Origin of the sequence: Streptomyces parvus (assembly GCF_032121415.1) — a bacterium.
Lineage (GTDB): Bacteria > Actinomycetota > Actinomycetes > Streptomycetales > Streptomycetaceae > Streptomyces > Streptomyces globisporus_A.
The window spans coordinates 6628921-6653118 of sequence record NZ_CP135079.1 but is presented as its reverse complement, the minus strand read 5'-3'; the positions used below and the strand labels follow the sequence as shown (position 1 = coordinate 6653118).

The window sequence follows — 24198 nt, the reverse complement described above, 5'->3', positions numbered from 1 at the left end:
TACGTAGAGCAGGGATCACGTATTGCCGTTCTGCGATACAAGTGCTTGTATACAAGCACTTCGCGACCAAGGAGTGCTTGTGAGCAGGATCGAAAGCGTCGAGGTCTTCGTCGCCTCCCCCGGCCGGACCTTCGTCACGCTGCGGATCACCACCACGGACGGAGTGACCGGCCTCGGCGACGCCACCCTCAACGGCCGGGAGCTGGCCGTGGCCGGCTATCTGCGCGACCACGTGGTGCCGCTGCTGATCGGCAGGGACCCGAGCCGTATCGAGGACACGTGGCAGTACCTCTACAAGGGAGCCTACTGGCGGCGCGGCCCCGTCACGATGACGGCGATCGCCGCCGTCGACACCGCCCTGTGGGACATCCTCGGCAAGACGGCGGGCCTGCCCGTCCACCAGCTCCTCGGAGGCCGGTCGCGCGACGGCGTACTGGTCTACTCACACGCCAGCGGCACCGACGTGCCCTCGCTCCTCGACGACGTCGAGCGCTATCTGGAGCTCGGCTACAAGGCCGTGCGGGCCCAGGCCGCGGTGCCCGACGTCGGGGGCACGTACGGGGTGCGCAAGGGCGAGGTCTACGAGCCGGCTGCCACCGAGCTGCCGGAAGAGCAGCCCTGGGACACCGACGCCTACCTCGACTTCGCGCCCAGGTACCTGGAAGCGGTTCGGGAACGCTTCGGCTTCGGCTTCCACCTCCTGCACGACGTGCACCACCGGCTCACGCCGAACGAGGCCGCCCGGTTCGGCAAGAGCGTCGAAGCCTCCCGCCTGTTCTGGATGGAGGACCCCACCCCGGCCGAGAACCAGGAGTCCTTCCGGCTCATCCGGCAGCACACCACCACACCCATCGCGGTCGGCGAGGTGATGAACTCGATCTGGGACGTCCAACACCTCATCACCGAACAGCTCATCGACTACGTGCGCACCACCGTGGTCCACGCGGGCGGCATCACCCACCTGCGCCGGATCTTCGACCTCGCCGCGCTCCACCAGGTGCGGACCGGATCCCACGGGGCGACCGACCTCTCGCCCGTGAGCATGGCCGCCGCCGTGCACCTGGACATCGCCGTGCCGAACTTCGGCATCCAGGAGTACATGGGCCACGCCGAGGAGACCGCCGAGGTCTTCCGCACGGGGGTGACCTTCGCCGACGGCATGCTGTACCCCTCCCAGGAGCCGGGCCTCGGCGTCGAGTACGACGAGAAGGCGGCCGAGCGCTTCCCCTACCAGCGGCGCTACCTCCCGGTCGCCCGCCGACGCGACGGGTCGGTGCACGACTGGTGAGCGCCGACGACCTGCTGGGCCGTGCGGTCCTCCCGCGGCTCGCGCCCGCACTGCGGCCTGCCGTCGACCCGGCCGAACTGCGCACCCGCATCGTCCACTTCGGCCTCGGCGCCTTCCACCGGGCACACCAGGCCGTGTACACCGAGCATGCCGCGGCCCGCTCCGGCGAGCCGTGGGGCATCACCGCGGTCGCGCCCCGGTCGGCCGGGACCGTGCGCGCTCTGCGGAACCAGGACTGCCTGTACTCGCTCACCGAACGCCGTCCGGACGGACACCGCACGCGCGTCGTGGGCTCCATCGTCGGTGCGCTGGCCATGGGCCCCGATGCCGGTGCCGTCGACGCCCTCCTCGCCGACCCCGAGGTCACGGTGGTGACGCTGACCGTGACGGAGAAGGGCTACCACCGTTCTTCCGCGACCGGCGGTCTCGACACCACGGCCGCACCCGTCGCCGCCGACCTCACGGCCGCCACCGGCGGGCAGCTCACCACGGTCGTCGGGCGCGTGGCCGCCGGGCTGGCCGCCCGGATGCGGGCGGGCGCGCCCCCGGTGAATGTCCTGTCCTGCGACAACATGGCGGACAACGGCGCGGCGCTGGCCCGCACGGTCCGCGACTTCGTCCGTGCGTCGGCCTGGCCGGACCGCACGGAGATCCTGGACCGGATGGCCGAGGCCGTCGCCTTCCCCGCGACGGTCGTGGACCGGATCGTGCCCGCGACCGGCGAAGCCGACCGGGCGGCCACCGTCACCGCGCTGGGAGTGCGGGACGCCCTCGCCGTGACAGGTGAGCCGTACCGCCAGTGGGTGCTGGAGGACTCCTTCATTGCGCCCCGGCCGCCCTGGGAGCTCGACGGCGCCTTGTTCGTCCCGCACGTCGCGCCCTATCAGCTCACCAAACTGCGGCTCCTGAACGGCTCCCACTCCGCACTGGCCCATCTCGGCGCGGCGGCGGGGCTCACCACGATCGCCGCGACCATGGCGGCGGACTGGGGCGAGCCTCTCGTCCGGGCGCTGTGCGCGGAGGTCGCACCCACCCTCCCCGCGGGCGGCCCGGACCCGGCAGCGTACGCCGACGACCTGGTCGTACGCTTCCGTAATCCCGCCATGCACCACCTGCTGCGGCAGATCGGCTCGGACGCATCACTGAAGATCACCGAGCGCTGGCTGCCCGCCCTGCGTGAACTGCGCGCCCGCGGCGCGAGCACCCCGGTGCTCGAACTCGCCCTCGCCGCCTGGGCGCACAGCACCCGCCGGACCGGCGCACCCGACGCCCCTGCCGATCCCGCCGCCGAGACCCTCGCCGCCTGCTGGCGGCCCGCGGACCGGCCCGTCGAGACGGTACGCGCACTGCTGCGGGTCCTGGGCGCGACGGACCTGGCGGACGACGACGCGCTCACCGCCGCCGTCGCCGACCGGCTCCCCGCCCTGGACGCAGGACGCGTCGAAATCTGACACCGTGCCCGGACCTTCGCCCGCCCCCTGTATCCGCCTCCCTGCCCCCGTTCCCGTCCCCAAGAGCTTCCTCGGTTCCGAACAACGGAGTTCACGATGAAGGACAGCGTCACAGCCGCCCAGCAGACGCCCTCCGCACAGCGCAGCACACGCGACCTGACCCGCGCCGCCGTCTCGGGCTGGCTCGGTACAGCCATGGAGTTCATGGACTTCCAGCTCTACTCGCTGGCCGCCGCGATCGTCTTCAACAAGATCTTCTTCCCAGACGTCAGCCCGGCCATCGGGCTGATCGCCGCCATGGCCACATACGGCGTCGGATACGTCGCCCGCCTCGCCGGGGCCGTCTACTTCGGGCGGATGGGCGACCGGCTCGGCCGTAAGAAGGTCTTGTACATCACCATCCTGCTGATGGGTGCCTCCACCACCCTGATCGGCGCGCTGCCCACGTACGCCACCATCGGCATCCTCGCGCCGATCCTGCTCGTCGCGCTGCGGCTGGTACAGGGCTTCGGCGCCGGTGCCGAGATCGCCGGGGCCACCGTCATGCTGGCCGAGTACGCACCTGTCGGGCGGCGCGGCCTGATCTCCTCGCTGGTGTCGCTCGGCACGAACTCCGGGACGCTCGCCGCGTCGGGCCTGTGGGCCGTCCTGCTCGCCGTGCTCAGCGAGGAGCAGCTGCTCTCCTGGGGCTGGCGGCTGCCCTTCCTGCTGAGCTTCCTGTTGATGATCTTCGCGGTCTGGATGCGGCGCAGCCTCAAGGAGAGCCCGGTCTTCGAGGAGCGCCCCGACGTGGTGGACGGCATGGCACTGGACCGTGACGAGGTCGAGTCCGTCATCGCCACGGCCGACGAGCAGAAGGGCGGCATGCTCGCGGCGGGGATCCGCCAGCGCAAGGGCAAGGCGTTCTTCCTCGCGCTGGGGCTGCGCTTCGGCCAGGCCGGCAACTCCGGACTGATCCAGACCTTCCTGGTGGGCTACCTCGCCACCAACCTGGCGGTCGAGCGGTCCGTGCCGACGGACGCGATCGTGTACGGCTCGCTGTTGGGCTTCGCCACCGTGCCGCTGGTCGGTCTGCTGGGCGACCGCTTCGGACGCCGCGCGGTCTACCTCGTACTCTCGGCCCTGACCGTGGTCCTTGCCTTCCCGGTCATGCTCCTCATCACCTCCGGGTCGACCCCGGGCGTGATGCTCGGCATGGTCCTCGGTCTGAACATCGGCGTCCTCGGGCTGTTCTCGCTCGAAAGCGTCACCATGGCCGAACTCTTCGGCTCGCGGACCCGGTTCACACAGCTCGCGCTCTCCAAGGAGATCGGCGGCATCCTCGCCACCGCGATCGGCCCGGTACTCGCGGCCACACTCACCGCCGTCACCAACAGCTGGTGGCCCATCGCCGCCATGCTCATCGTCTACTCGCTCATCACCTTCGTCAGCGCCTACCTCGCACCCGAGACGCGCGGACGGGACCTGGTCCGGCTGGAGGACGCCGTATGAAGTCGATCGACCGAGCGGGAGCCGCGCGGACTCCCGCAGCGGAAGGTTCCGGGCCCGTGACCGCCGGCGGCAGCCGGATGAGGGCGGTCGTGGTGCACGGCGCCGACGACGTACGCATCGACGACCGAGCCCGGCCCGTGCCCGGCGCGGGCGAGGTGCTGCTGGCCGTGGAGTGGGGCGGGATCTGCGGATCCGACATCGCCTACTGGAAGAAGGGGGCGTCCGGCACCGCCACGCTCGCGCACCCGTTGGTGCTCGGGCACGAGTTCGCGGGCCGGATCGCCGCACTCGGCGACCGGGTCACCGGTCTCGACATGGGGCAGGCGGTCACCGTGCATCCGGCCCGGCCCATGGGTGACAGCGTCCTTCCCGAGCGGCTCGCCGGACGGACGAACCTCTATCCGCGCGTCCGGTACTTCGGTTCGGCGGCCTTCGATCCGCACACCGACGGCGGGTTCAGCGAGTACCGGGCGGTCCACGCCGCCCAGATCCGACCTCTGCCGGACGGCGTCTCCACCGAGCAGGGCGCACTCGCCGAGCCGTTGGCCGTCGCGCTGCACGCCGTGAGCCGGGTCCCGGAGCTGAGGGGCCGCACGGTCCTGGTCAACGGCTGCGGCCCCATCGGCTCCCTGGTCGTCGCCGCCGCCCGGCACCGTGGTGCGGGCCGGGTCGTCGCCGCCGACCTGGCGTCGTCCTCGCTCGCCGTCGCCCGCGCCATGGGCGCTGACGAGACATGCGACCTCTCCGCCGGCGAGGGACTGCCCCAGGACGTGGACGTGGTCTTCGAGGCGTCCGGCGCCCCGGCCGCGCTGGGGCCTGTACTGCGGGCCACAGCCCGCGGCGGAACCCTCGTCCAGGTCGGCAACCTGCCTGGCACGGCCGTACCCGTGGCACTCGGTGACCTGGTAACCCGGGAGATCACCTGGATCGGCTCGTACCGCTTCGTCGAGGAGATCGACGACGCCCTGCGCGCCCTCCGGGACGGACTGGACGTGACCCCGCTGATCACCCACCGTTTCCCGCTGGAACGGGCCGAGGAGGCACTCGCCGTTGCCGCCGATCCGGCGAGCGGGAGCAGCAAAGTCATGCTGCGGCTTGGAAGTCACCACGCCCAAGGCGCGCATTCCAACTGATCCCGAACCTCGGCCATGCCCGCCCTCCACCCCGTCGGCAAGATCGTGGCAGTCGCGCTGAAGCCAGCCGGCCGGGCTCCCACCCCGGCTCAGCGCACCCTTCCTCGCGCCTTCAGCGGCACCGGAGGCAGCTCGGGGGCTGGAATCGGAGGACCGGCGTAGCCCTTCACCTCACCGAAGCGGGTGCCGTTCATCCAGTCGTCGCGGGCCTGTGCGATTTCCTCCTGGGACCGTCCGATCCAGTTCCAGAACATCACGAGCTCCTCCTCGAACGGCTCGCCGCCCAGGAGCATGAGGCCGGCGTCGGAGACGGCGCGCAGCGGCAGTTCGGTGCGACCGCAGCCGAGGTAGAGCATCGAGCCGGGCAGCACGGGTACGCCGTCGACCTCGGCCTCGCCCGACATGGACAGGACCGCGTACTCGAAGTCGGGGTCCACGGGCAGGCGGGTCTCGGCGCCTCCGGTCAGGGAGAGGTCGGCGCCGACGATCGGCGTGTACGCCGTACCGGGCGAGGCCGCCCCGTCCAGTTCGCCGAGGATGACGGTGGCGGACAGGCCGGGAGCGGTGACGACGGGCAGGTCCGCGTGGTGCTGGAAGTGCGGCTCGACATGGCGGTGCGCGTCCGGAAGGGCCACCCAGAGCTGCGCTCCGTGCAGAAGCCGGGCGTGTTCCCTCGGGCTCTCCTCGGAGTGGCTGATGGCGCGGCCCGAGGTCATCAGGCCCAGTTCGCGGGGGCGTACCGTCTGCAGACTGCCCAAACTGTCCCGGTGGAGCACCTCCCCGTCGTGGAGCCAGCTGACGGTCTGGAGGCCCATGTGCGGATGCGGCGGGACCTGCATGCCCGGCTCGTCGGCGATGTCGTCGGGCCCGTAGTGGTCCACGAAGGCCCAAGCGCCCACCATGCGCCGGCCGAGGTTGGGCAGCAGACGGCGGACCTCGGTGGACTCACCCAGTTGGACGCGGCGGGGAGCCAGCAGTTCACGGACGGGCTCGGCGACGACGAAACCCCGCCCGCCGCAGACGGAGGGCGTGGCCTGGCGATCGAGATTGCTCATGGCGCTCAACCTATTCCCGTAGCGGCGTGGAGCACCGGGTCCCACGCCAGAATTTTAGTGGAATGTTCAACCAGTTTGCGATGTTGTCATGCCTGAACGTACGGCGGGGCGGGCCGGAGACGGCCCGCACCACACGAAGGAGGACACGTGAGCGAGACCGAGACCTACTACGAGTTCGGCACCGCCGCCGACCGGTGGGACCGGGCGCAGATGTTCTTCGAGGCGAAGGAGTACCTGACGGCCGCGCGGATTCTGGGCGGCCTCGTCGAGGAGGTGCCGGAGCAGGTCGCGCCGCGGCTGCTGCTGGCTCGCTCCTACTACCACTCCGCCCGGCTGGGAAAGGCGGAGGAGGAACTGCGGAGGATCCTGGAGCTGGACCCGGTGGAGACGTACGCGCACCTCATGCTCGGCCGGACACTGGAACGCCAGGGGCGCACCGCCGACGCGGCGCCGCACCTGCGGATGGCCGCTGCCCTCACCGGTGATTTCGGCCCCGGAGCCGAACGCTCCTGAGCCGCCGCCCCGTGCCTCCTGCCGGGCCCGCACCCTTCGGTGCGGGCCCGGTGTCCTTTACCCGCCGGTACGGGCATCGGACAATGGGATCTCCAGGGCGAAGGGGTGGGAGATGAAGGGATCCAGGAACGCCGCGTTACGCCGGGCGCGGTCGGCCGCGCTCATCGGGCTGGCGGTGGCGGCCTCGGCAGGCTGCTCCGGCGGTGGCGACGACGGGACGAAGAGGGAGGCGGCGGAGCTGCGCGCTCGTCCGCCGGGGGTTCACAGCTGGACCGCCAGGCCGTGCGACCTCCTCACGGGCGCACCGCCCGCCGAAGGCTTCAGCCTCGGCAGCACCACCGACTCCGCCTCCCCCGACGCCCTGGAGGACGTCGGTGAGGACGGCGCGCGGCCGCTCTACCGGCGGACCGGCTGCCTCGCGGACCTCAAGGGCCCGGACGGCGCGTTCTGGGAGCTCAGCGCCACGGCCTCGGTGTACGAGGACGCCGAGCCCGCCCGTCACGCGTACCGCGTCAAGGAGGATCTCGACCGCGCTCACGGGCGTGGGCCCGAGAAGGTGCACGAGGACGCCTACTCGCTGCCGGCCGACGACCGGGGCCGCCCCGGCCGCACCCTCCTCCTACGGAACGGCGACCTGGTGCTGACGGTGTCCGCATACGCACCGCACGGCAGCACGGAACACGAGGTACGGAAGGACCTCGAGCAGATCCTCGGGAACGCGGCCCGCCGCATCGAGGACGGCCTACGCGACCACGACGCCCCCTCCCCCGCACCCTGACGCAAGGACTCCTGGACACCTGGGCACCTGGACGCGCCGACATCCCGGCTTCCCCGCACTCTCGCACCCGGGGCGGCGTCATGTCCGACGCCTCGGTTCAGGTCTCCGGGCAGGCGTTCGCCACCCGGTCGAGCCACTCCTTCATCAGCGCCGCCTCGGCGGTGCTCAGCCCCGCCCCGCGCTCCTTCCGCAGCAGAGCGCTCAACCGGGCTGCTGCCGTGGGGACTTCGGCGTCCGCCGGTACGCTCGCCGACGGTTCCCGCGGTGGTTCCGGTGTGAGCACCGTCGCGTACAGCGCGTCCCGCACCCGGTGGGACACCCCGATGTCGTCGAACGTCGCCGGACGGGAGACCAGCATCAGGGCCACCCCCACGTTGGCCGACATGATCATCTGGGCGGCCAGCTCGGGCGCGACGCGTATGCGGCCCTGGGCGGCGGCCCGTTCGAGGTCTCCGGTGAGGATCCGGTGGGACTCCAGCGCCGCGGCGGGCGGGGTGCGCATCGCCGGCGAGTTCATCAGCCGGTAGAGATTGCGGTTGTCGAGGGCGAAGGCGATGTGGCTGTCCCATCCCCGGCGCAGGTCCTCCACGGCGTCCGTCGTCTCGCCGCGCTCCCTCTTCGTCGCCAGGTATTCCTCGAAGCCGTGGTCGACGACGGCCGACAGCAGTCCTTCCTTGTCGCCGAAGTGGCGGTAGAGGGCCGGTGGGCCCACCTTGGCGGCCTCGCACACGGCGCGCGTGGAGATGTCGCCGTCGGGCGATTCCCTGACCAGGGTGGCGGCCACTTCCAGGATGCGTGTCCGGGTACTCGTGCTCACCGGACGGACGCTATCAAGCGGCACGGCGACCCTCAGACGATGCCGCCGTTGGCCCGCAGCACCTGCCCGTTGACCCAGCGGGCCGGGCCGGCGAGGAAGGAGACCACTTCGGCTATGTCCTGCGGGGTCCCCAGCCGTTCCAGCGGCGGCTGGGCGGCCATCCGTGCGACGGTCTCCTCGTCCTTGCCGTCCAGGAAGAGAGCGGTGGCGGTCGGCCCCGGAGCCACGGCGTTGACCGTGATGTCCCGGCCGCGCAGCTCCCGGGCGAGGATCAGGGTCATGGCCTCGACGGCACCCTTGGTCGCGGCGTACGCGGTGTAGCCGGGGAGGGCCAGCGACAGCACCGAACTGGAGAAGTTGATGATCGCGCCGCCCGCGCGCACCCGCCGCGCCGCCTGCTGGTCGACGACGAACGTGCCCCGGATGTTGGTGCGGTGCATCCGGTCGAGCGTGTCGAGTTCGAGCTCGGCCAGCGGGGCGAGCGCCATGACCCCCGCCGCGTGCACCACCACGTCGATCCCGCCGAACGCTTCCTCGGCAGCATCGAAGAGAGCGGCGACCGCCACCTCGTCGGCCACGTCCGCCTGCTGGGCGACGGCCTCGCCGCCCGCGGCGGTGATCGCGGCGACGGCGGCTTCGGCCTCGGTCCGGTTGCCCGCGTAGTTCACGACGACCGCGAAGCCGTCGGCGGCGAGCCGTTCGGCGCTCTCGCGGCCGATGCCCCGCGACCCTCCGGTGACCACGGCCACCCGGCGAGGCGCGGATGCCGATGCGGCTGCGGACTGTTCGGTCATGGCAATGCTCCTGGCGACTGGGGTCGCGGCGGTTCCGTGAAACCCGATGTTATCAACGCTAACACCAGATCGATAGCAACGCTACCCCCGCGATCGTAGCGACGCTCAAAAGCGTCGCTACCCCCCTCCGGACCCGCCCGCACACGACAGAACCCGCCGGACTCTCCCGGCGGGTTCTGTCGTCCAGGTCAGTGTGCGCGCGTCCGTACGGCTCAGTTCACCGCACTCGCGGTACGCGGCACCGCCGCACGGACGGCGGGATTGAGAAGCCGCTCGGTGAGATAGCCGAAGACGATGCCGAAGGTGCTCCACAGCGTCGCCTGGACCGCCAGCGTCGCGAGCCGGAACTCCCACAGCAGGGTCGCCGGGAAGTCCTTGCCCACCTCGTCGAAGGAGGGGAGGAAGGCGTGGGCGAGACCGATCAGCAGGACGAAACCGGCGACGGCCGCGATGCTCGCGTTCCAGTTGCCCAGGCGGGGTGCGAGCCGCTTGCCGATGATGACGGCGGCGACGGCCAGCAGCACGCTGAGAGCGACCATCAGGAAGAACAGTGTGGTGCGCTCGCCGATCGTGTCCGGGTTGCCGACGGCGGGCGGGTTCGCCGGGTACTTGAGGAACGGTACGACGTAGACCGTGAGCAGGGCGGCGCCCGCGATCAGCGCCGCCGTGGCCCGGGGGCCGAAGTCGCCGATGCGGCCCAGGGCGTAGCAGAACACGAGGGCGGCGATCCCGCCCACCGCGACGCCGAATACCAGGACGCCGGTGGCGAGTCCGCCGGTGGCCTGCATGGTGCGGCTGACCAACTCCTCGCCGCCGCCGTGGTCATGACTGTGGGCCTCTTCGAGGGCGATGGCCGCGTCCACCTGGGACTCGCCGAGGAAGTAGGCGACGACGAGCGCGAGCGCGCCCGCGATCAGACCCGCGAGCATGCCGCGCACGAGCAGGGCTCTGACAGATATGGGGTTCACGATGGTTTCCTGATTTCTCTTGCTTGCCGCTGCCGGCCGCGTCCGCTGACTCCCCCGGGGGGTGATGTCCCGGGCGGGGCCCTGGTTCCTCAGGTGTCTCAGTGGCAGGGGAAGCCCAGCAGATGGCGGCCGTCGTGAACCCACTCGTGGACGCCTTCGCCCGAGATGAGTGCGGTGGCGCCCTGTTCGGCGCCGACGAAGTACAGCAGGACGAGCATGAGAATGCCGAAGAAGACCGCCCACGGGGCAAGGGCCTTCGCCGAGATCGGAGTGATCTCGGATGTCTCCGTCGCGGAAACGGCGGAGTGTGCCATGGCAGAACCTCCTGTGGGAACACGCGTCCCTGTCGTGGCGCTCAGACGAAGGTGCCGGGTCTGACTTCCCGCCCGGAGGCGGGTTCACAGTGGCGCGACCGTGCCGGATTCTCACCGGACTTCCGTCCCACCCTCGTCATGGTCGACGCGACCCTACCGCCTGTGCGCAGGCGCCGCCATGGTCGAATGTGCGGCGTCACGGAGGGCGGACGCCTTGGGGCGACAAGGCTGTGGGGCCCCGGGTACGGAATGGGAAGCAGGGACATGACAGTACGGGTGGTGTTGGTCTCACCGGCGATGAACGCGGCGCTGCGGGAGGCGCGCTTCGACGGCGACTCCCCCCTGGACCGGTCCGGCCGGGAGAGTGCGCGGGCCGCCGCCGGTACGGTGCCGGAGACCGGGCTCGTCCTCAGCGGCCCCTCCGGCCGGTGCCGCGAAACCGCCGAGGCCCTCGGACTGACGGCGCGGGCCGAACCGGCCCTGGGCGGCTGGGACCTGGCGGACTGGGCCGGCCGCCGCCTCGACGAGGTGGCCGCCGCCGAACCCGCGGCGGTGGCGGCCTGGCTCGGCGACCCGTCGGCGGCTCCGCACGGCGGCGAGTCGCTGGGCGCCCTGGTGACCAGGACCGGCGCGTGGCTGGACTCCCTCGGCGGACCGGACGCGCCGGGCGCGAGCTTCCTGGCGGTGGCCGAGACCGCCGTCGTCCGGGCGGCGGTCGTCCACGGCCTGCGTCTGCCCACGGAGGCGTTCTGGCGGCTGGACGTCGCCCCGCTGACGCTGACCGAACTCAGCGGGCGCTCCGGCCGGTGGAACGTGGGGCTCGGACGCCCGCTCACCGCTCCCCCGGCCGGCTGACCCCCACGGCCCGGCGCTCACCGGCCGGACGGGCACCACAGCCCACCGCTTCTCACGGCCGACCGGCCGTCACATTCCTTTGTTCATCCGCCAGTCGGGCCGGACCAGCACCGCCGTGGTGACGATGTCGTCCTCGACCCGCCACCGCCCGTGCAGCGTCGTCGGCAGGGCCGGATCGGTGAGCAGCAGCCGGGCGGCGAAAGTGCCCTCGGCGGCGGTGGGACCCCGGGACCCATGGCCGCTTCCCGGACCGTTGGTGCGATGGAACGTCAGATCCGCCTGGACGAAGTCGAGTTCGACACCGGTGACCGGGTACCAGGTCTTGAATACGCTCTCCTTGGCGCTGAACAGGATGCGGTCCCAGTGGATTTCGCCCGGGACCTCCGGCGCGGGCGGACCGATCCGCTCGCGCTCGGCGGGCAGGGTCACCAACTCCCTTACGCCGGTGGGGAGTGGGGCGTGCGGCTCGGCGTCGATGCCCAGCGACAGCACGTCCGTCGCACGGGCCAGCGCGGCCGCCCGGTAGCCGGCGCAGTGGGTGAGCGTGCCGACGATTCCTTCGGGCCACAGAGGTCTCCCACGGTGGCCGCGGAGTACGGCCACGGGTGGCAGGCCGAGTCCGGCCATGGCGCGCCGGGCGCAGGCACGGGCCGTCGCGAAATCGTTCCTGCGTTTGGCCACGCTCTTGGCGATCAGCGCCTCCTCCTCCGGGAAGAGGGCTCCGTCCGGGACGGTCTCCGCGCGGGTGGCGGCCGAGGAGACGTCGGCGGGCAGCAGCAGCTCGATCACGAGGGGCCTCCGGGGGTGCGCGGCTGTGCGGAGGGTCCTGCCCCGGTCTGTTCCGGTGGGGCGGGCTCACCCCCGTACGGGAGGATCTGCCGCAGCAGGCCGCGCGGGTGGCCCCGCTCGCGCCACTCCCTGGGGTAGCCGATGGAGACCTCCTCGAAGCGCACGCCGTCGTACCAGGTCGTACGGGGGATGTGGAGGTGGCCGTAGACGACGGCGGCGACGTTGAAGCGGCGGTGCCAGTCGGCGGTCAGTTCGGTGCCGCACCACTGGGCGAACTCCGGGTACCACATCACCGACGTGGGTTCGCGGACGAGCGGCCAGTGTCCGGCGAGGACGAGGGGTATCTGCGGGTCGTGCTCCGCGAGCCGGCGGCCCGTCTCGGCGACCCGGGCACGGCACCAGTCCTCCCGGGTCGGATAGGGGTCGGGGTGCAGGAGGTACTCGTCGTTGCAGACGATGCCGCTCTGGTGCGCGACGGCGAGCGACTCCTCCTTCGTGTGCGTTCCCGGGGCGCGGAAGGTGTAGTCGTACAGGAGGAAGAGCGGCGCGATCGCCACCGGCCCGTCGGGACCCGGCCAGAGCGGGAAGGGGTCCTCCGGGGTCGTCACTCCGAGCTCCCGGCACAGCTCGACGAGGTGGTCGTAGCGGGCCTGGCCGCGCAGTTGGACCGGGTCCTTGGAGACGGTCCACAGCTCGTGGTTGCCGGGGGTCCAGATCACGTGGGCGAAGCGTTCCGCGAGGAGCCCGAGCGCCCACCTGATGTCCTCGGGCCGCTCCGCCACATCACCCGCGACGATCAGCCAGTCCGCGTCGGACGCCGGATGCAGGGACTCGACGATCGGCCGGTTGTCGCTCACCGCGGCGTGCAGGTCGCTCACGGCCAGCAGACGGCCCCGGCCCCGCTGTGGGGATCCGTCGCCGGGGGTCGGTGCGGCGGCGGGTGCACCCTGCGGTGCCGGGTCGCTCGGAGGTCTCATGGGCGCTGGGTTCCCGATCTGTCGGCGGTCGTCCGGCTCCGTCCGCACGGTGGGGAGCCCCTGGGGAAGTAGCCTCTCACGCTCCCCTCCGGCTCTCCCGGGGTTCGGGGCACGGCCGCGTCGGCTGCCGGACGTGCCGTCGGGCGGGCATCGTGCCGTCAGTCGCCCTGGGTGCGGCGGGAGTTCAGCTCGTTCACCGCTCCGAGCGCGTCGCCGATCGTCGTGTAGTCGACGGCGATGAAGGTGACCGGGCTGCCGCGCTCCGCCTCGCAGGCCCGGATCCGCTCCAGGACCCAGTCGCGGGCATTGACACGACCGGCGTCCAGGCGGCTGCCGCCGGCGTTGGTGATGAAGTGGTTGAGCAGGAAGAGCTGCTTTCCCGTGCCGCCCCGGTAGGGGGCGCAGGTCATCTCGGAAGGGCTACGGAAGGCGAACGGGGTCTCCATTCCGTACCGGTAGAAGTTGCGGTACCAGGGGGCCGGGCCGTCGGCCTTCTCTGCGAACACCACCAGCCTGCGGCCGCTGTCGATCATCTCCCCCAGAGTGGGCCACGGGGCGTCCGGGTCCCCGTCGGGCGTGTGCAGGAGGTCGTCCAGGCCGGCCGCGTCGAACGCCTTCTCGGTGTCCTCGGGGCTGATGTCGTCCTGGACGATGAGGGTCACGATCTCGCTGGGGTGGGCGCGCAGCCAGGCGCCGATGTCCTCCAGGGCCGGGACCAGTTCGATAGCCCCGGCGCGGCAGACTCCGTGGCAGAGCCACAGGCCCTCGCGCGGCGGATTGGCCTTGTCGATGGCGCCGGTGATCAGGCGCCGCTGCTCGGGGGTGAACTCGGGTGAGTCGAGCCGTGCGGCGATGTCCTGGGGGCTCTCCCAGCGGTACGTGTCGAGCTGGAGGGCCCGGACCCCCGTGTTGAGCTGGGTGGTGATGTCGGGGTCCTGCAGCGGGCCGATGAACCGGTCGGCGGTGGTGGACATGGCGTTGTGCGAGGTGAGGTAGGCGGCTTCGTCGTAGCGCAGGTCGCACAGCCGGCTGCTGCCCAGGCACTGGCGGGGTGCGGACGGGCCGAACACGGGTGGCACGACCAGGACGCCGACCAGTGCGGCACAGGCCACGCCCGCCGCCGCCGTCCGCACGGCCGTCGGGGTCGGGGTCGGCATCCGGTCGGGGCGCACCAGCAGCACCCAGCCCGCGCCCGTGAGGAGTACGCCGCCGACGAGGGCCGCGAGCGCGGCACCGAGACCGGTGGTCGCCGCCTGGTTCACGGCGTTGTGCTGGAGGTCGTCGACGAGCGAGGTGACGCTCGGGGCCCACGAGGGCGGTGTGGCGAACAGGCGCCCGCCGGTGATCAGCCGGGCCAGGAGCACGACCGCGCCGGTCAGGACGCCCGCGCAGGCGAGCGCCTGGCCGAGCCGCATCAGCCTGCGGGCCGAGGTGGTGGGGCCGGTGAACCATAGGGTCACGAGAGCGGACAGCGCGAGGGTGAGGGCGAGGACCTGGAGCACGGTCAGGAGCCTGATGGTCTCGCGCGCCTCTTCGAGGGCGGTGAGGTCCGCCCCGGCGGCGGTCAGGGTGCCGGTGAGATCCCACGTACCGTCCTGGAGGGTGGTACGGAGGTCCGCGGCCGCGGTGCGGGAGCCGCCGGAGAGCGCGGCGGCCGCGGTGACGGCGAGCGCGGTCGACACGTCCCCCTCGCCCAGCGCCACTTCGATCTCGGGGCGCAGCGCCGTCCGCTGCCGCTCCGGTACGGCCGTGAGGAGGGCGTCGGCCGCGCGGTCGGCCTGGTCCTCGGTGAGCGGCAGTCTGGGCAGTTCGGGGGCCCGGCCCTCCTTGAGGTCGTCGAGGCCCGAGGCCAGGTCGGCGGTGAACCGTTCGAAGTCCGGCCGGTCGCGGCCCTGGACACTGGCCACCAGGTCGCCGAAGTAGACGCGGGCGAGATCGGCGAGGTTCTCCAGCACCGGGGCCAGGTCGACGGTCAGCCGGAGCTCGTCGCTCTCGCCGCGCAGATAGCCGGTCACCGCATCGATCTGCTGGTCGGTGAGGGCCCGGACCGTGGCGGGCGGCAGCACGACCTTGATGTTCGACGTCACCAGCGCCTCGGGCACGGGCAGATGGGCGAGCAGATCACGGGTGACGGGCGAGATCTCCGGGTCCACGAGCACCTCGCCGTAGAGGCGGTCGTAGGCCGACTCCTCGTCCAGCACCGCCTGGTAGAAGCCGGGTGAGGCGACCGTGGAGCGGACGGTCGCGGTGAGCGCGACCGTACTTACGCACAGGACGGCCAGGAGGAAGGCGAGCACCGGCACGAGGCGGCCGGACCGGCGCGGGGGCGTGGTGCCCCCCACGGGCCCGAGCGGGTTCGCTATCGGTTCGGCGCTCACCCACCCAGCCTATGCGGAATATCAGCTTTTATGCATGAATGATGAGACTCAGGAGCTGAGGAGCCCGCCGTGCACCCCGTCCACCTGGCCGTGCTGATGACGAGTCACGACCGCCGCGCGCGGACGCTGTCCGCGCTGCGCGCCCTGGAGGAGCAGCGCGGGCTCCCCGCCTGGACGACGCTGGGTGTGCATCTCGTGGACACCGGCAGCACCGACGGTACGCCGGAGGCGGTGCGGCTGCGCCATCCGGCGGTGGAGGTCATGTCGGTGGGCGCGGACATCCCCCGCAACCAGGCGCTGCGCATCGCGAGCCGGAACAGCCGCAGCGGCGGCGGGGGCGGAGGCCCGCTCGGCGGCGCCCCGGGCGGGCCGAGCCACGCGTGGACGCATCAGCTGTGGCTCGACGACGGCGTGGAGCTGTTCCGGGGCGCCCTCGCGACGCTGTTGCGGACCTCGGAAGCGGCCGGTTCCGACGCGGTCGTCGTCGGCGCCGTGCGCAACGCGTACGGGGACACGGTGTACTCCGGACGGCGGGGCCGGTCCCTCACGCTCGTCGAACCCGGCGCGCACCGGCCCGAGCGCTGCGACACGTACGACGGCCGGGTGGTCCTCGTGCCCCGCGCCGTGTACGACGTCGTCGGCGACCCCGACAAGGTCTTCCGCCACCGGATGGGCGACTACGACCACGGCCGGCGCGCGCGGCGGGCCGGAGTGGCCGCGTTCGTCGCCCCGGGGCATGCCGGTGAGTGTGTGGACGGACCCGCGGCTCCCGGGAGCCGGGAACCGGGGATCGGCGTCCGGGAGGCGCTGCGCCGGGTGACCTCCGTGCGCGAACTGCCACCGCGCCAGTGGTGGGTGTACTGCATGCGGCACACCTGGCCGTGGGCACCGTATCTGATGGTCTCCCCGTACGCGCGCACCGTGGCCCGCGCGACGGTCGGGCGACTGCGGGGGTGATCAGGGGCCGGGCGGTGTCAGCGCCGTTCGGCCGCGGCCGTGGCGGCTTCGGCCGTGGGCCGGCCGGTGGGCGGGGGTGGGACGGTGGGGCGCCCCGCGGCGGTCCTGGCGGCGCCGGCGGGGGCGCCCCGGCCGGTAGCCGGGCGCTTGGCGCCCGGTGCGGAGGCCGCTGCGGGGATCGCGGCGGCGGCGCTCGACGCCCCGGTGCTCCGGGCGGCGGCCGTACGGGACGGGGTCACGCCGGACGAGACCGTACGGGACGGGACTGTACGGGAGGAGCCCCTACGGGGCGGGGCCGTGCAGGGCGGGGCGTACGCCGGGATCCTCAGCAGGGCGAACACCGCGGCCGCCGTCCCCGCGAGCGGCAGGAGGAGGAACGCGGGATGCAGCAGTTCCGCGTAGACCAGGGTCCCGGTGGCCACGGGCACCGCCGCCCACAGAGCGGTCAGGACCGCGGCGCCCGGCACGGTGACGCGGACCCTGCGCAGACGGTGCGCGATGTGGTCGTCCGTCTCGCGCAGCGGGGAACGCGCCGCGCGGCGGCGGGAGATCAGGACCAGGGCGCTGTCGGCGAGGGCCACCGTCGCCAGGGCCGGCAGCGCGGCCCACGCGGCGCGGCCCGACGGGGCGGCCGCCTGGATCAACGCGCCGGAGGCGGCCAGGGCGAATCCGGTGAACTGCGCCCCGGACGCGCCGAGCCGGAGGCGTGCGGGGTGCCAGGTGTGGAGCAGGAAACCGGCGAGTCCCGCCACGAGAGCCGTCGGCAGCAGCGCGAGAGCGGGGTCCTTGCCGAGAAGGGCGCACGTGAGCAGTCCGGCGGCGGTGACCAGTCCGACGGCGGTGAGCAGCCCGTCGGCGTGGTCGAGCAGGGCGAAAGCATGGGTGACGAGGACGATCCAGAGCACGGCCAGGACACCCGCCGCCGGTGGGAATCCGGCCAGGCAGACGACGAGGACCGCGGCGGTGATCTGGACGGCGAGGCGCAGGGCGGCCCACAGCGGCTTCAGATCGTGGACGAGGCCGACGACCGCCACGAGCCCGGCCCCGGCGAGCAGCCCTCCGACGGAGCCCGCCGCGTCGCCCGCCGCACCGAGCCACAGGGCCGCGCCGGTCGCCGTGCCCACACCGAGCACGGCGGTCGCGCCGCCCGTCCTGCGCAGCGCCTCGGCCCGCGGCGCACGTCCGCCCGGTTCGTCCGGGACGTTGGGGCGGAGCGCCACGCGGCGGGCACTCTTGGCGAGTGCGACCGTGATGAACAGCGCGGCCACACCGGAGGCGATGATCCCCAGCACGTTCACCTGCCCTGCCTTTCCTCGTTCATGACCTGCCGCCCGGTCCCCTGCCGGTGGTGGTTCGGGGGACACAGGACGCCACCCCGGTGGCGTTTCTCCCCAACCTACGGGCCAATGCCCCGATTCACCCTAAATAACACGAAAAGGGCGAGGTATTGTTCTGCCGCCCGCTTGCCGGGCGGCCCGCCTCCACCGGACAATGAGTCCCAAGAAGCCTCAGCACGACAGGAGTTGGAAGCCTCTGCGGCGGAGGGGCCGTCAGCCCTCGGATCGTCGTTCGGCGTTGCGCCCGGCGGCGGCGTGCCACCAGCACGGCGGAGAGGGCGCGGCGACCACCGAGGTGGGCTGACCGGAGTACAGGCCCAGGGCGTGCAGGGCGCCGGCGTCGACCCGGACGGGTGCGCCGGCCGCGCGCAGCGTCACCGCGCGGCGCGGGCGTCCCGGCCGTCCACGAAGGTCCGGACGATCTCTATGTCCCCGATCCGGGAGGGGTCCACGCGGTGCGGGTCGTCGCCCAGCACCACCAGGTCGGCACGCATCCCCGGCGCGAGGGCGCCCGCCGTGTCCTCCCAGCGGCAGGCGTGAGCGCCGGCGACCGTATAGGCCCGCAGCGCCTCGTCGACGGTGACGGCCTCGTCCGGGCCGACGAGACGGCCCGAGGTGGAGGCGCGTTCGACCATGAACTGGATCGCGCGCAGGGGTGCGCCGTCCGTGACGGGCCGGTCCGAGCTGCCGACGAGCGCGACGCCGTGGTCCAGGAAGCCCCGCCCCCGGTACATCCAGCCGGCCCGCTCCTCCCCCATCACGCTCGCGTAGTCGTCGCCGAAGTAGCGCAGGAAGTTGGGCTGGACCACCGCGCTCACGCCGAGCGCCGCGAACCGGGGCAGCTGGTCGGGGCGGATCAGACCGGCGTGCTCGATGCGGTGGCGCGCGTCCGGGCGGGGCCGGAGCTTCTGGGCCCGCTCCAGGGCGTCCAGGGCGAGGTCGGCGGCGCGGTCGCCGATGGCGTGGACGGCGAGCTGCCAGCCGGCGAGGTGGCCGTCGACGATGAGGGCGGCGAGGCGTTCCGGGTCGTCCTGGAAGCGGCCGACGTTGTCGCCCGTCCCCTCGTACGGAGAGGTGAGCGCCGCCGTACGGGCCATCATCCCGCCGTCGGTGTAGATCTTGAGCGCGCCGAGCGACAGCCAGTCGTCGCCGAAGCCGGTGCGCAGGCCGAGGTCCAGGGCCTGGGTGAACCCGTCGTCGGTGTGTGCCGCTCGGGGGCGCAGGGTGTCGCCGGAGGCCATGAGCTGGACCCGCAGGGGCAGTCGGCCGCGGTCCCGGAGCAGTTGGTAGGCGCCCAGCTCGACGGGGCTGTGGCCGAGGAGTCCGCCGCCGATGCCCGCCTCCGCGCAGGCGGTGATGCCCTCGTCCAGGCAGGCGCGGGCGGCGAGCTCGATCGCGTCGGCCAGCTCCTCCTGGGAGTAAGGGAGCCGCAGCCGACGGGCGGTGGTCATGGCGCTCTCGGCGAGAAAGCCTTCCTCGTGCGGGGTCCCGTCCGGCAGGAGGTCCAGCACCGCGGTGTTGACCACGCAGGCGTGCCCGGAGTCGTGCATCAGGAAGACCTTGCGGCCGTGGCTGACCCGGTCCAGTTCGGCGGCGGTCAGATGCCGGCCCAGGGCCCGCTGGTCATATCCGGCCACGTCCACCCAGGCACCGGGAGGGGCGGGCCGCCGGGCATCCGCGTCCACCACGGCGAGGATGTCCTCGATCCGTTCGCACGGGGCGACGCTCGGGGTGCCGGCCTTCAACCCGGCCCAGGCGAGATGGACATGGCTGTCGATGAAGCCGGGGAGCACGGTCGCTCCGCCCAGGTCGACGACCTCGCGGGCGGGCAGGGAGGTCACGGCGTCGTCCACGCCGGCGATACGGCCGCGCCAGATCCCCAGGTCGTGGGCGACGGGGTGGCGGGGGTCCATCGTGAGGAAGCGCGCGTTCGTCAGCCTCGTGCAGAGCATGGGAGATCCCTCCCGGTCGCGTTCGGACCCACGGCGCGCGGCCGGAGAGCGGGCCGTCAAGTTAACCCGCTCGCCCCTCCCTGTCGATGTCACGGTATGTTTCCAGCCGTCATGGGCTGTCAACCTGCCTGTGAATCATGAGCCGTTGTGCTCTTAGGTAAGCCTTGCTTTACTGAAGCGCCGGTCATCGCTTTCCAAGGAGGCACCTTCATGCGGGTCGTCATGTTCGGATACCAGACCTGGGGCCATCGCACCCTGCAAGCCCTGCTGGACTCCGAGCACGACGTGGTGACCGTGGTGACACACCCCCGGAGCGAGCACGCCTACGAGAAGATCTGGAGCGACTCGGTCGCCGATCTCGCGGAGAAGCACGGCGTCCCCGTGATCATCCGCAACCGGCCGGACGACGAACTCGTGGACCAGCTGCGGGAAGTGGCCCCGGACATCATCGTGGCCAACAACTGGCGGACGTGGATGCCGCCGGAGATCTACACCCTGCCGGTCCACGGCACGCTCAACATCCATGACTCGCTGCTGCCCGCCTACGCGGGCTTCTCGCCGCTGATCTGGGCGCTCATCAACGGCGAGCCGGAGGTCGGCGTCACGGCGCACATGATGGACGAGGAGCTGGACGCCGGTGACATCGTCGTCCAGCGGGCGGTGCCCGTGGGACCGACGGACACCGCGACCGACCTCTTCCACCGCACGGTCGATCTGATCGCGCCGGTCACCGTCGAGGCCCTCGGGCTGATCGCCTCCGGGCAGAAGGAGTTCACCCCTCAGGACCGGTCGAAGGCGAGCTTCTTCCACAAGCGCGCCGAAGAGGACATCCGCATCGACTGGAACTGGCCGGCCGAGGACCTGGAGCGCCTGGTCCGCGCCCAGTCGGCCCCCTACCCGGCCGCCTTCACGTACCACCGGGGGCGGCGGATCGAGGTCGTCTCGGCCGTCGTGTCCGAGGGCCGCTACGGCGGCACCCCGGGCCGCGTCTTCTACCGCGAGGGCGACGGCGTCGTGATCGTCGCGGGAGCCGACGCCCGCAGGGGCCGCAACCACGGCCTGGCGATCACCCGCGTACGGACCGAAGACGGCCGCGAGCTGCCCGCGACCGAGTACTTCACCTCGATGGGCGGATATCTCACCGGCCGCCCCTGACGATCGGGACCTACCCCATATGCGTACCGCACGTGCCCGGCACTACCTCATGTGCCGGCCCACCTACTTCGACGTGGTCTACTCCATCAACCCGTGGATGGACCCGACGAAGCCCGTCGACACTCCGCTGGCCATCGCCCAGTGGGAGCGGCTGCGCGAGGTCTACCTGAGCCTCGGGCACACCGTCGACACGATCGACCCCGTCCCCTCCCTCCCCGACATGGTCTTCGCGGCCAACGGCGCCACGGTCGTCGACGGGCGGGCCCTCGTGGCCCGGTTCCGCGACGCCGAGCGCATCGCCGAGGGCCCCGCCTACCACAACTGGCTGCGCGACAACGGCTTTCCGGAGCTGCGCACGGCCGCCTTCGTCAACGAAGGAGAGGGCGACTACCTCCTGGCGGGCGACTGGCTGCTGGCGGGCACCGGCTTCCGCAGCGACCCCCGCTCCCACGACGAGGCACAGGAGTACTTCGGACGCCCGGTGATCGGGCTGACACTCGTCGATCCCGACTACTACCACCTGGACACCGCCCTGACCGTGCTCGACGAGAGTACGGTCGCCTACTACCCGGCGGCCTTCTCCCCCGGCAGCCGGGCCGTGCTGGAGCGCCTGTTCCCGGATGCCCTCCTCGCCACCCCCGCCGACGCCGAGGTGTTCGGGCTGAACGCGACGTCGGACGGCTACAACGTGGTCCTGCCGCAGAACGCCGCGGAGCTGGCCGCGCGGTTGCGTGAGCGCGGGTTCAACCCGATCGGCGTGGACCTCTCGGAGCTCCTCAAGGCGGGCGGCAGCGTGAAGTGCTGCACCCTGGAGCTGCGCCGGAACGCCTGAGCGGACGGCCTCCCCGCGGAGATTCCGGGGGAGGCCGTCGGAGCACCTGGTCGGTGCCGAACGCTCCGATCCCGGCGAGGCTTCCCAGGGTGTGCACCCGGGGCCGCCGGGCGCGGTCGCGCTCGATGTCGCGCAGCGCTCTGGTGCTGATCCCGGCCCGGGACGCGGCCGCCTCCTGGCTCAGCCCGGCCCGCCGGCGGAACGACTCATCCGTGGGCCGACCGTGCCGCGCTCGTCTTCCTCACCCACCCTCAGGTCCGCCGTCGCCGACGCCGTATCCGACATGGCACCCCCCTCGCCCGTTCATGACCAGCTTGGACTGGACCAATGCGCCCGATCAGGGAAACGGGGACGCGGGCACCTGCCGGTGTGAAGTGGCTCACGAAGCCCGGGACTCCGGGTCGGGCGTACTCGATCATGCCCGGATGGACATTCGCTTCCTCGGCATTCCCGAACTGACCGAAACGCCGTCCGTGGTGGTCGTGATCGACGTCACGCGCGCCTACACGGTGGCCGCCTGGGCCTTTGCCCGAGGAGCGGAGAAGATCGTCCTCGCCGAGTCGCTCGACGACGCCCTGGCGCTCAAGGCGCACCGTCCGGACTGGGTGGCACTCAAGGACGGTGCGCCGGCGCCCGGCTTCGACGCCGTCAACTCACCTGGCCTGCTGCGCTCCACCTACCTGGGCGGACGGACCGTCATACAGAAGACCGCGGCCGGAACGGTGGGCGCCCTCGCGGTCAAGGAAGCGTCGCTGGTCCTGTGCGCCGGCTTCGTGGTGGCGGAGGCGACGGCGGGGTTCCTGCGCCAACGCGACTGCGTGGACGTCACGTTCGTGGTCACCGGCGAGGACGGGCGCGCCGAGGAAGACCTGGCATGCGCCCAGTACATCGCGGGGAGAGCCACCCGGGCCGAGGGGGACGCGACCCCGTTCGTGCGCCGCGCCGCGGAGTCGCGCGCCGCCACGGAACTGACGGAAGGCGTCCGCGAAGGAGCCCACCGCGACGACGTCGCCCTCTGCCTCGAAGTCGACCGGTTCCCCTTCGCCATGGTCGCGGCCCTGGAGGACTCGCTGATGGCCCTCCGCCCCTGCGGCGCACCCGCGCCGACCGGCGGAACGTCGGCCTGATCCCCCGCACGGCGGCCTTCGGCCCGTTCGACGGCGGCAGCTCGACAGACCGGCGGCGAGTTGATGTTGACACTCGTTTTCATATAGCGTTCGAGGTCAACGCCAAACGACGAAGGTGGTCCCTCATGGCAGTCCCCAAGCGGAAGATGTCCCGCAGCAACACCCGTCACCGTCGCGCCCAGTGGAAGGCGACGACACCTCAGCTCGTCGCCGTCACGATCGACGGAACCGTCCACCAGGTGCCGCAGCGGCTGGTGAAGGCCTACGAGCGCGGGCTCCTGCGTCCGGAGGGCTGACCGGACTCCCGGCACGCCGCGTCCCGCGCACGCGGGACAATGGGGGCTCACAGCCCTCGGCACACCGCTGCCCGCCCCGCACGCCACCAGGAGTCACCGTCTTGTCCGAGCGCATCCCGTACACCGCCCAGCCCGACCTGCAGGCCGATTGCGGGAGCTGCTTCGGGCTGTGCTGCGTGGCGCTGCCCTTCTCGCGCTCCTCGGACTTCCCGGAGGACAAGTCCGCCGGCACGCCCTGCGGAAACCTCCAGGAGGACTTCCGCTGCGGCATCCACCAGCGGCTGCGTGACCAGGGGTACAACGGCTGCACGGTGTTCGACTGCTTCGGGGCGGGCCAGAAGGTCTCCCAGGTCACCTTCAAGGGCGTCAGTTGGCGCGAGGAGCCGGATTCGGCCCGCGCGATGTATGAGGTCTTCCCCGTCGTGCGGCAGCTCCAGGAGCTTCTGAAGTACATCGCGCAGGCCTTGGACCTGCCCGCGGCCGGGCCCGTGCACCGCGAGCTGCGCCGCGCGTACGAGCGGCTGGACACCCTCACGGGGGGCACGGCCGAGACCCTGCTCGCCGTCGACGTGGACGCGCGGCGCGGCGAGGTGAACCCGCTGCTCCTGCGGGCCAGCGAGCTGGCCCGGGCAGCGGTCCCGGGGCGCAAGAAGAACCACCGGGGCGCCCACCTCATGGGCGCCCGGCTGCGCGGTGCGAAGCTGCGCGGCGCCAGCCTGCGCGGGGCCCTCCTCGTCGCGGCCGACCTGTCCGGCGCCGATCTGCGCGACGCCGACCTGATCGGCGCGGACATGCGGGACACCAATCTGTGCGGGGCGGATCTGCGCGGCGCGCTGTTTCTCACCCAGCTCCAGCTGAACGCCGCGCGGGGTGACGCCCGCACGAAGGTTCCCGACGCCCTGAGCCACCCCTCGCACTGGACCGCCTAGGCCATGGTGACC

Annotated in this window: 25 protein-coding genes and 1 riboswitch; of the genes, 13 read left to right on the top strand and 12 right to left on the bottom strand. The window is 72.2% G+C overall.

The window, feature by feature from the left end:
* Positions 1–79 precede the first annotated feature (79 nt).
* The 4 genes from manD to RNL97_RS30805 all read left to right on the top strand — a co-directional run bounded on the left by manD (position 80) and on the right by RNL97_RS30805 (position 5363).
* Positions 80–1288: a D-mannonate dehydratase ManD gene (gene manD, locus RNL97_RS30820; protein WP_030584379.1), complete on the top strand. Its 1209-nt coding sequence runs from the start codon at positions 80–82 to the stop codon at positions 1286–1288.
* Positions 1285–2739 carry a mannitol dehydrogenase family protein gene (locus RNL97_RS30815; RefSeq protein ID WP_030584382.1) on the top strand — a complete coding sequence of 485 codons (1455 nt, stop codon included), beginning with the start codon at positions 1285–1287 and terminating at the stop codon, positions 2737–2739. Before manD ends, RNL97_RS30815 begins: the two co-directional genes overlap by 4 nt.
* A 96-nt stretch (positions 2740–2835) precedes the next feature.
* Complete coding sequence (locus RNL97_RS30810) at positions 2836–4230, top strand: MFS transporter (protein ID WP_313751464.1); 1395 nt, start codon at positions 2836–2838, stop codon at positions 4228–4230.
* 56 nt (positions 4231–4286) lie between these two features.
* Positions 4287–5363: an L-idonate 5-dehydrogenase gene (locus tag RNL97_RS30805; RefSeq protein ID WP_234313410.1), complete on the top strand. Its 1077-nt coding sequence runs from the start codon at positions 4287–4289 to the stop codon at positions 5361–5363.
* An 89-nt stretch (positions 5364–5452) separates the two neighbouring features.
* Here the strand turns inward: RNL97_RS30805 and RNL97_RS30800 are convergent, their stop codons facing one another.
* The gene (locus tag RNL97_RS30800) at positions 5453–6418 is read right to left on the bottom strand and encodes a pirin family protein (RefSeq protein ID WP_030584391.1); all 966 of its coding nucleotides are present in this window, start codon (positions 6416–6418) and stop codon (positions 5453–5455) included.
* A 147-nt stretch (positions 6419–6565) separates the two neighbouring features.
* Here RNL97_RS30800 and RNL97_RS30795 point away from each other — a divergent pair, with 147 nt between their 5' ends.
* Both RNL97_RS30795 and RNL97_RS30790 read left to right on the top strand, forming a co-directional pair.
* Entirely contained in the window at positions 6566–6931 is a 366-nt protein-coding gene (locus tag RNL97_RS30795) for a tetratricopeptide repeat protein (RefSeq protein WP_030584394.1), read from the top strand.
* A gap of 112 nt (positions 6932–7043) precedes the next feature.
* Positions 7044–7709, top strand: a complete 666-nt coding sequence (locus RNL97_RS30790; RefSeq protein WP_243316014.1) for a hypothetical protein — start codon at positions 7044–7046, stop codon at positions 7707–7709.
* A 97-nt stretch (positions 7710–7806) separates the two neighbouring features.
* Here RNL97_RS30790 and RNL97_RS30785 read toward each other — a convergent pair whose 3' ends face one another.
* The 4 genes from RNL97_RS30785 to RNL97_RS30770 all read right to left on the bottom strand — a co-directional run bounded on the left by RNL97_RS30785 (position 7807) and on the right by RNL97_RS30770 (position 10602).
* A complete protein-coding gene (locus RNL97_RS30785; protein WP_243316013.1) occupies positions 7807–8526 on the bottom strand; it encodes a TetR/AcrR family transcriptional regulator in 720 nt (239 codons plus the stop codon).
* Positions 8527–8558: 32 nt separating this feature from the next.
* Positions 8559–9320, bottom strand: coding sequence for an SDR family oxidoreductase (locus RNL97_RS30780; protein WP_313751463.1), 762 nt, complete (start codon positions 9318–9320; stop codon positions 8559–8561).
* A gap of 212 nt (positions 9321–9532) precedes the next feature.
* Complete coding sequence (locus tag RNL97_RS30775) at positions 9533–10288, bottom strand: CbtA family protein (RefSeq protein ID WP_308381907.1); 756 nt, start codon at positions 10286–10288, stop codon at positions 9533–9535.
* A 98-nt stretch (positions 10289–10386) separates the two neighbouring features.
* Positions 10387–10602, bottom strand: coding sequence for a CbtB domain-containing protein (locus RNL97_RS30770; protein WP_030584408.1), 216 nt, complete (start codon positions 10600–10602; stop codon positions 10387–10389).
* Between the two features lie 44 nt (positions 10603–10646).
* Positions 10647–10740: riboswitch (adenosylcobalamin (AdoCbl) riboswitch) on the bottom strand.
* A gap of 126 nt (positions 10741–10866) precedes the next feature.
* On the opposite strand from RNL97_RS30770, the gene RNL97_RS30765 reads away from it, so the two are divergent.
* A complete protein-coding gene (locus tag RNL97_RS30765; RefSeq protein WP_243316011.1) occupies positions 10867–11457 on the top strand; it encodes a histidine phosphatase family protein in 591 nt (196 codons plus the stop codon).
* Positions 11458–11526: 69 nt separating this feature from the next.
* Here the strand turns inward: RNL97_RS30765 and RNL97_RS30760 are convergent, their stop codons facing one another.
* The 3 genes from RNL97_RS30760 to RNL97_RS30750 all read right to left on the bottom strand — a co-directional run bounded on the left by RNL97_RS30760 (position 11527) and on the right by RNL97_RS30750 (position 15601).
* A complete protein-coding gene (locus RNL97_RS30760) occupies positions 11527–12246 on the bottom strand; it encodes a 4'-phosphopantetheinyl transferase family protein (protein ID WP_313751462.1) in 720 nt (239 codons plus the stop codon).
* A complete protein-coding gene (locus RNL97_RS30755; protein WP_313751461.1) occupies positions 12243–13223 on the bottom strand; it encodes a metallophosphoesterase family protein in 981 nt (326 codons plus the stop codon). Before RNL97_RS30755 ends, RNL97_RS30760 begins: the two co-directional genes overlap by 4 nt.
* A 158-nt stretch (positions 13224–13381) precedes the next feature.
* Positions 13382–15601, bottom strand: a complete 2220-nt coding sequence (locus RNL97_RS30750; protein ID WP_313751460.1) for a hypothetical protein — start codon at positions 15599–15601, stop codon at positions 13382–13384.
* 69 nt (positions 15602–15670) lie between these two features.
* On the opposite strand from RNL97_RS30750, the gene RNL97_RS30745 reads away from it, so the two are divergent.
* Complete coding sequence (locus tag RNL97_RS30745) at positions 15671–16558, top strand: glycosyltransferase family 2 protein (RefSeq protein ID WP_030584425.1); 888 nt, start codon at positions 15671–15673, stop codon at positions 16556–16558.
* Positions 16559–16575: 17 nt separating this feature from the next.
* On the opposite strand, the gene RNL97_RS30740 is transcribed toward RNL97_RS30745, so the two are convergent.
* The 3 genes from RNL97_RS30740 to RNL97_RS30730 all read right to left on the bottom strand — a co-directional run bounded on the left by RNL97_RS30740 (position 16576) and on the right by RNL97_RS30730 (position 19847).
* Positions 16576–17856, bottom strand: coding sequence for an MraY family glycosyltransferase (locus RNL97_RS30740; RefSeq protein ID WP_313751458.1), 1281 nt, complete (start codon positions 17854–17856; stop codon positions 16576–16578).
* 252 nt (positions 17857–18108) lie between these two features.
* Complete coding sequence (locus RNL97_RS30735) at positions 18109–18273, bottom strand: hypothetical protein (protein WP_243316007.1); 165 nt, start codon at positions 18271–18273, stop codon at positions 18109–18111.
* Complete coding sequence (locus RNL97_RS30730) at positions 18270–19847, bottom strand: amidohydrolase (protein ID WP_313751457.1); 1578 nt, start codon at positions 19845–19847, stop codon at positions 18270–18272. Before RNL97_RS30730 ends, RNL97_RS30735 begins: the two co-directional genes overlap by 4 nt.
* Positions 19848–20057: 210 nt before the next feature.
* Here RNL97_RS30730 and RNL97_RS30725 point away from each other — a divergent pair, with 210 nt between their 5' ends.
* Together RNL97_RS30725 and ddaH are read left to right on the top strand one after the other, a co-directional pair.
* Positions 20058–21002 (top strand): methionyl-tRNA formyltransferase, encoded by a 945-nt coding sequence (locus RNL97_RS30725; RefSeq protein ID WP_030584434.1) that lies wholly within the window; start codon positions 20058–20060, stop codon positions 21000–21002.
* Between the two features lie 19 nt (positions 21003–21021).
* Positions 21022–21834, top strand: coding sequence for a dimethylargininase (ddaH, locus tag RNL97_RS30720; protein ID WP_030584437.1), 813 nt, complete (start codon positions 21022–21024; stop codon positions 21832–21834).
* Here the strand turns inward: ddaH and RNL97_RS30715 are convergent.
* Positions 21779–21985: a hypothetical protein gene (locus RNL97_RS30715; protein WP_234313417.1), complete on the bottom strand. Its 207-nt coding sequence runs from the start codon at positions 21983–21985 to the stop codon at positions 21779–21781. The two genes, ddaH and RNL97_RS30715, sit on opposite strands and share 56 nt — an antisense overlap.
* Before the next feature lie 274 nt (positions 21986–22259).
* On the opposite strand from RNL97_RS30715, the gene RNL97_RS30710 reads away from it, so the two are divergent.
* The 3 genes from RNL97_RS30710 to RNL97_RS30700 all read left to right on the top strand — a co-directional run bounded on the left by RNL97_RS30710 (position 22260) and on the right by RNL97_RS30700 (position 24186).
* The gene (locus tag RNL97_RS30710) at positions 22260–22961 is read left to right on the top strand and encodes a 2-phosphosulfolactate phosphatase (protein ID WP_313751456.1); all 702 of its coding nucleotides are present in this window, start codon (positions 22260–22262) and stop codon (positions 22959–22961) included.
* Between the two features lie 125 nt (positions 22962–23086).
* Positions 23087–23257 carry a 50S ribosomal protein L32 gene (rpmF, locus tag RNL97_RS30705; RefSeq protein WP_030584444.1) on the top strand — a complete coding sequence of 57 codons (171 nt, stop codon included), beginning with the start codon at positions 23087–23089 and terminating at the stop codon, positions 23255–23257.
* A gap of 101 nt (positions 23258–23358) precedes the next feature.
* A complete protein-coding gene (locus tag RNL97_RS30700) occupies positions 23359–24186 on the top strand; it encodes a pentapeptide repeat-containing protein (RefSeq protein ID WP_243316005.1) in 828 nt (275 codons plus the stop codon).
* The last annotated feature ends 12 nt before the right edge of the window (positions 24187–24198 follow it).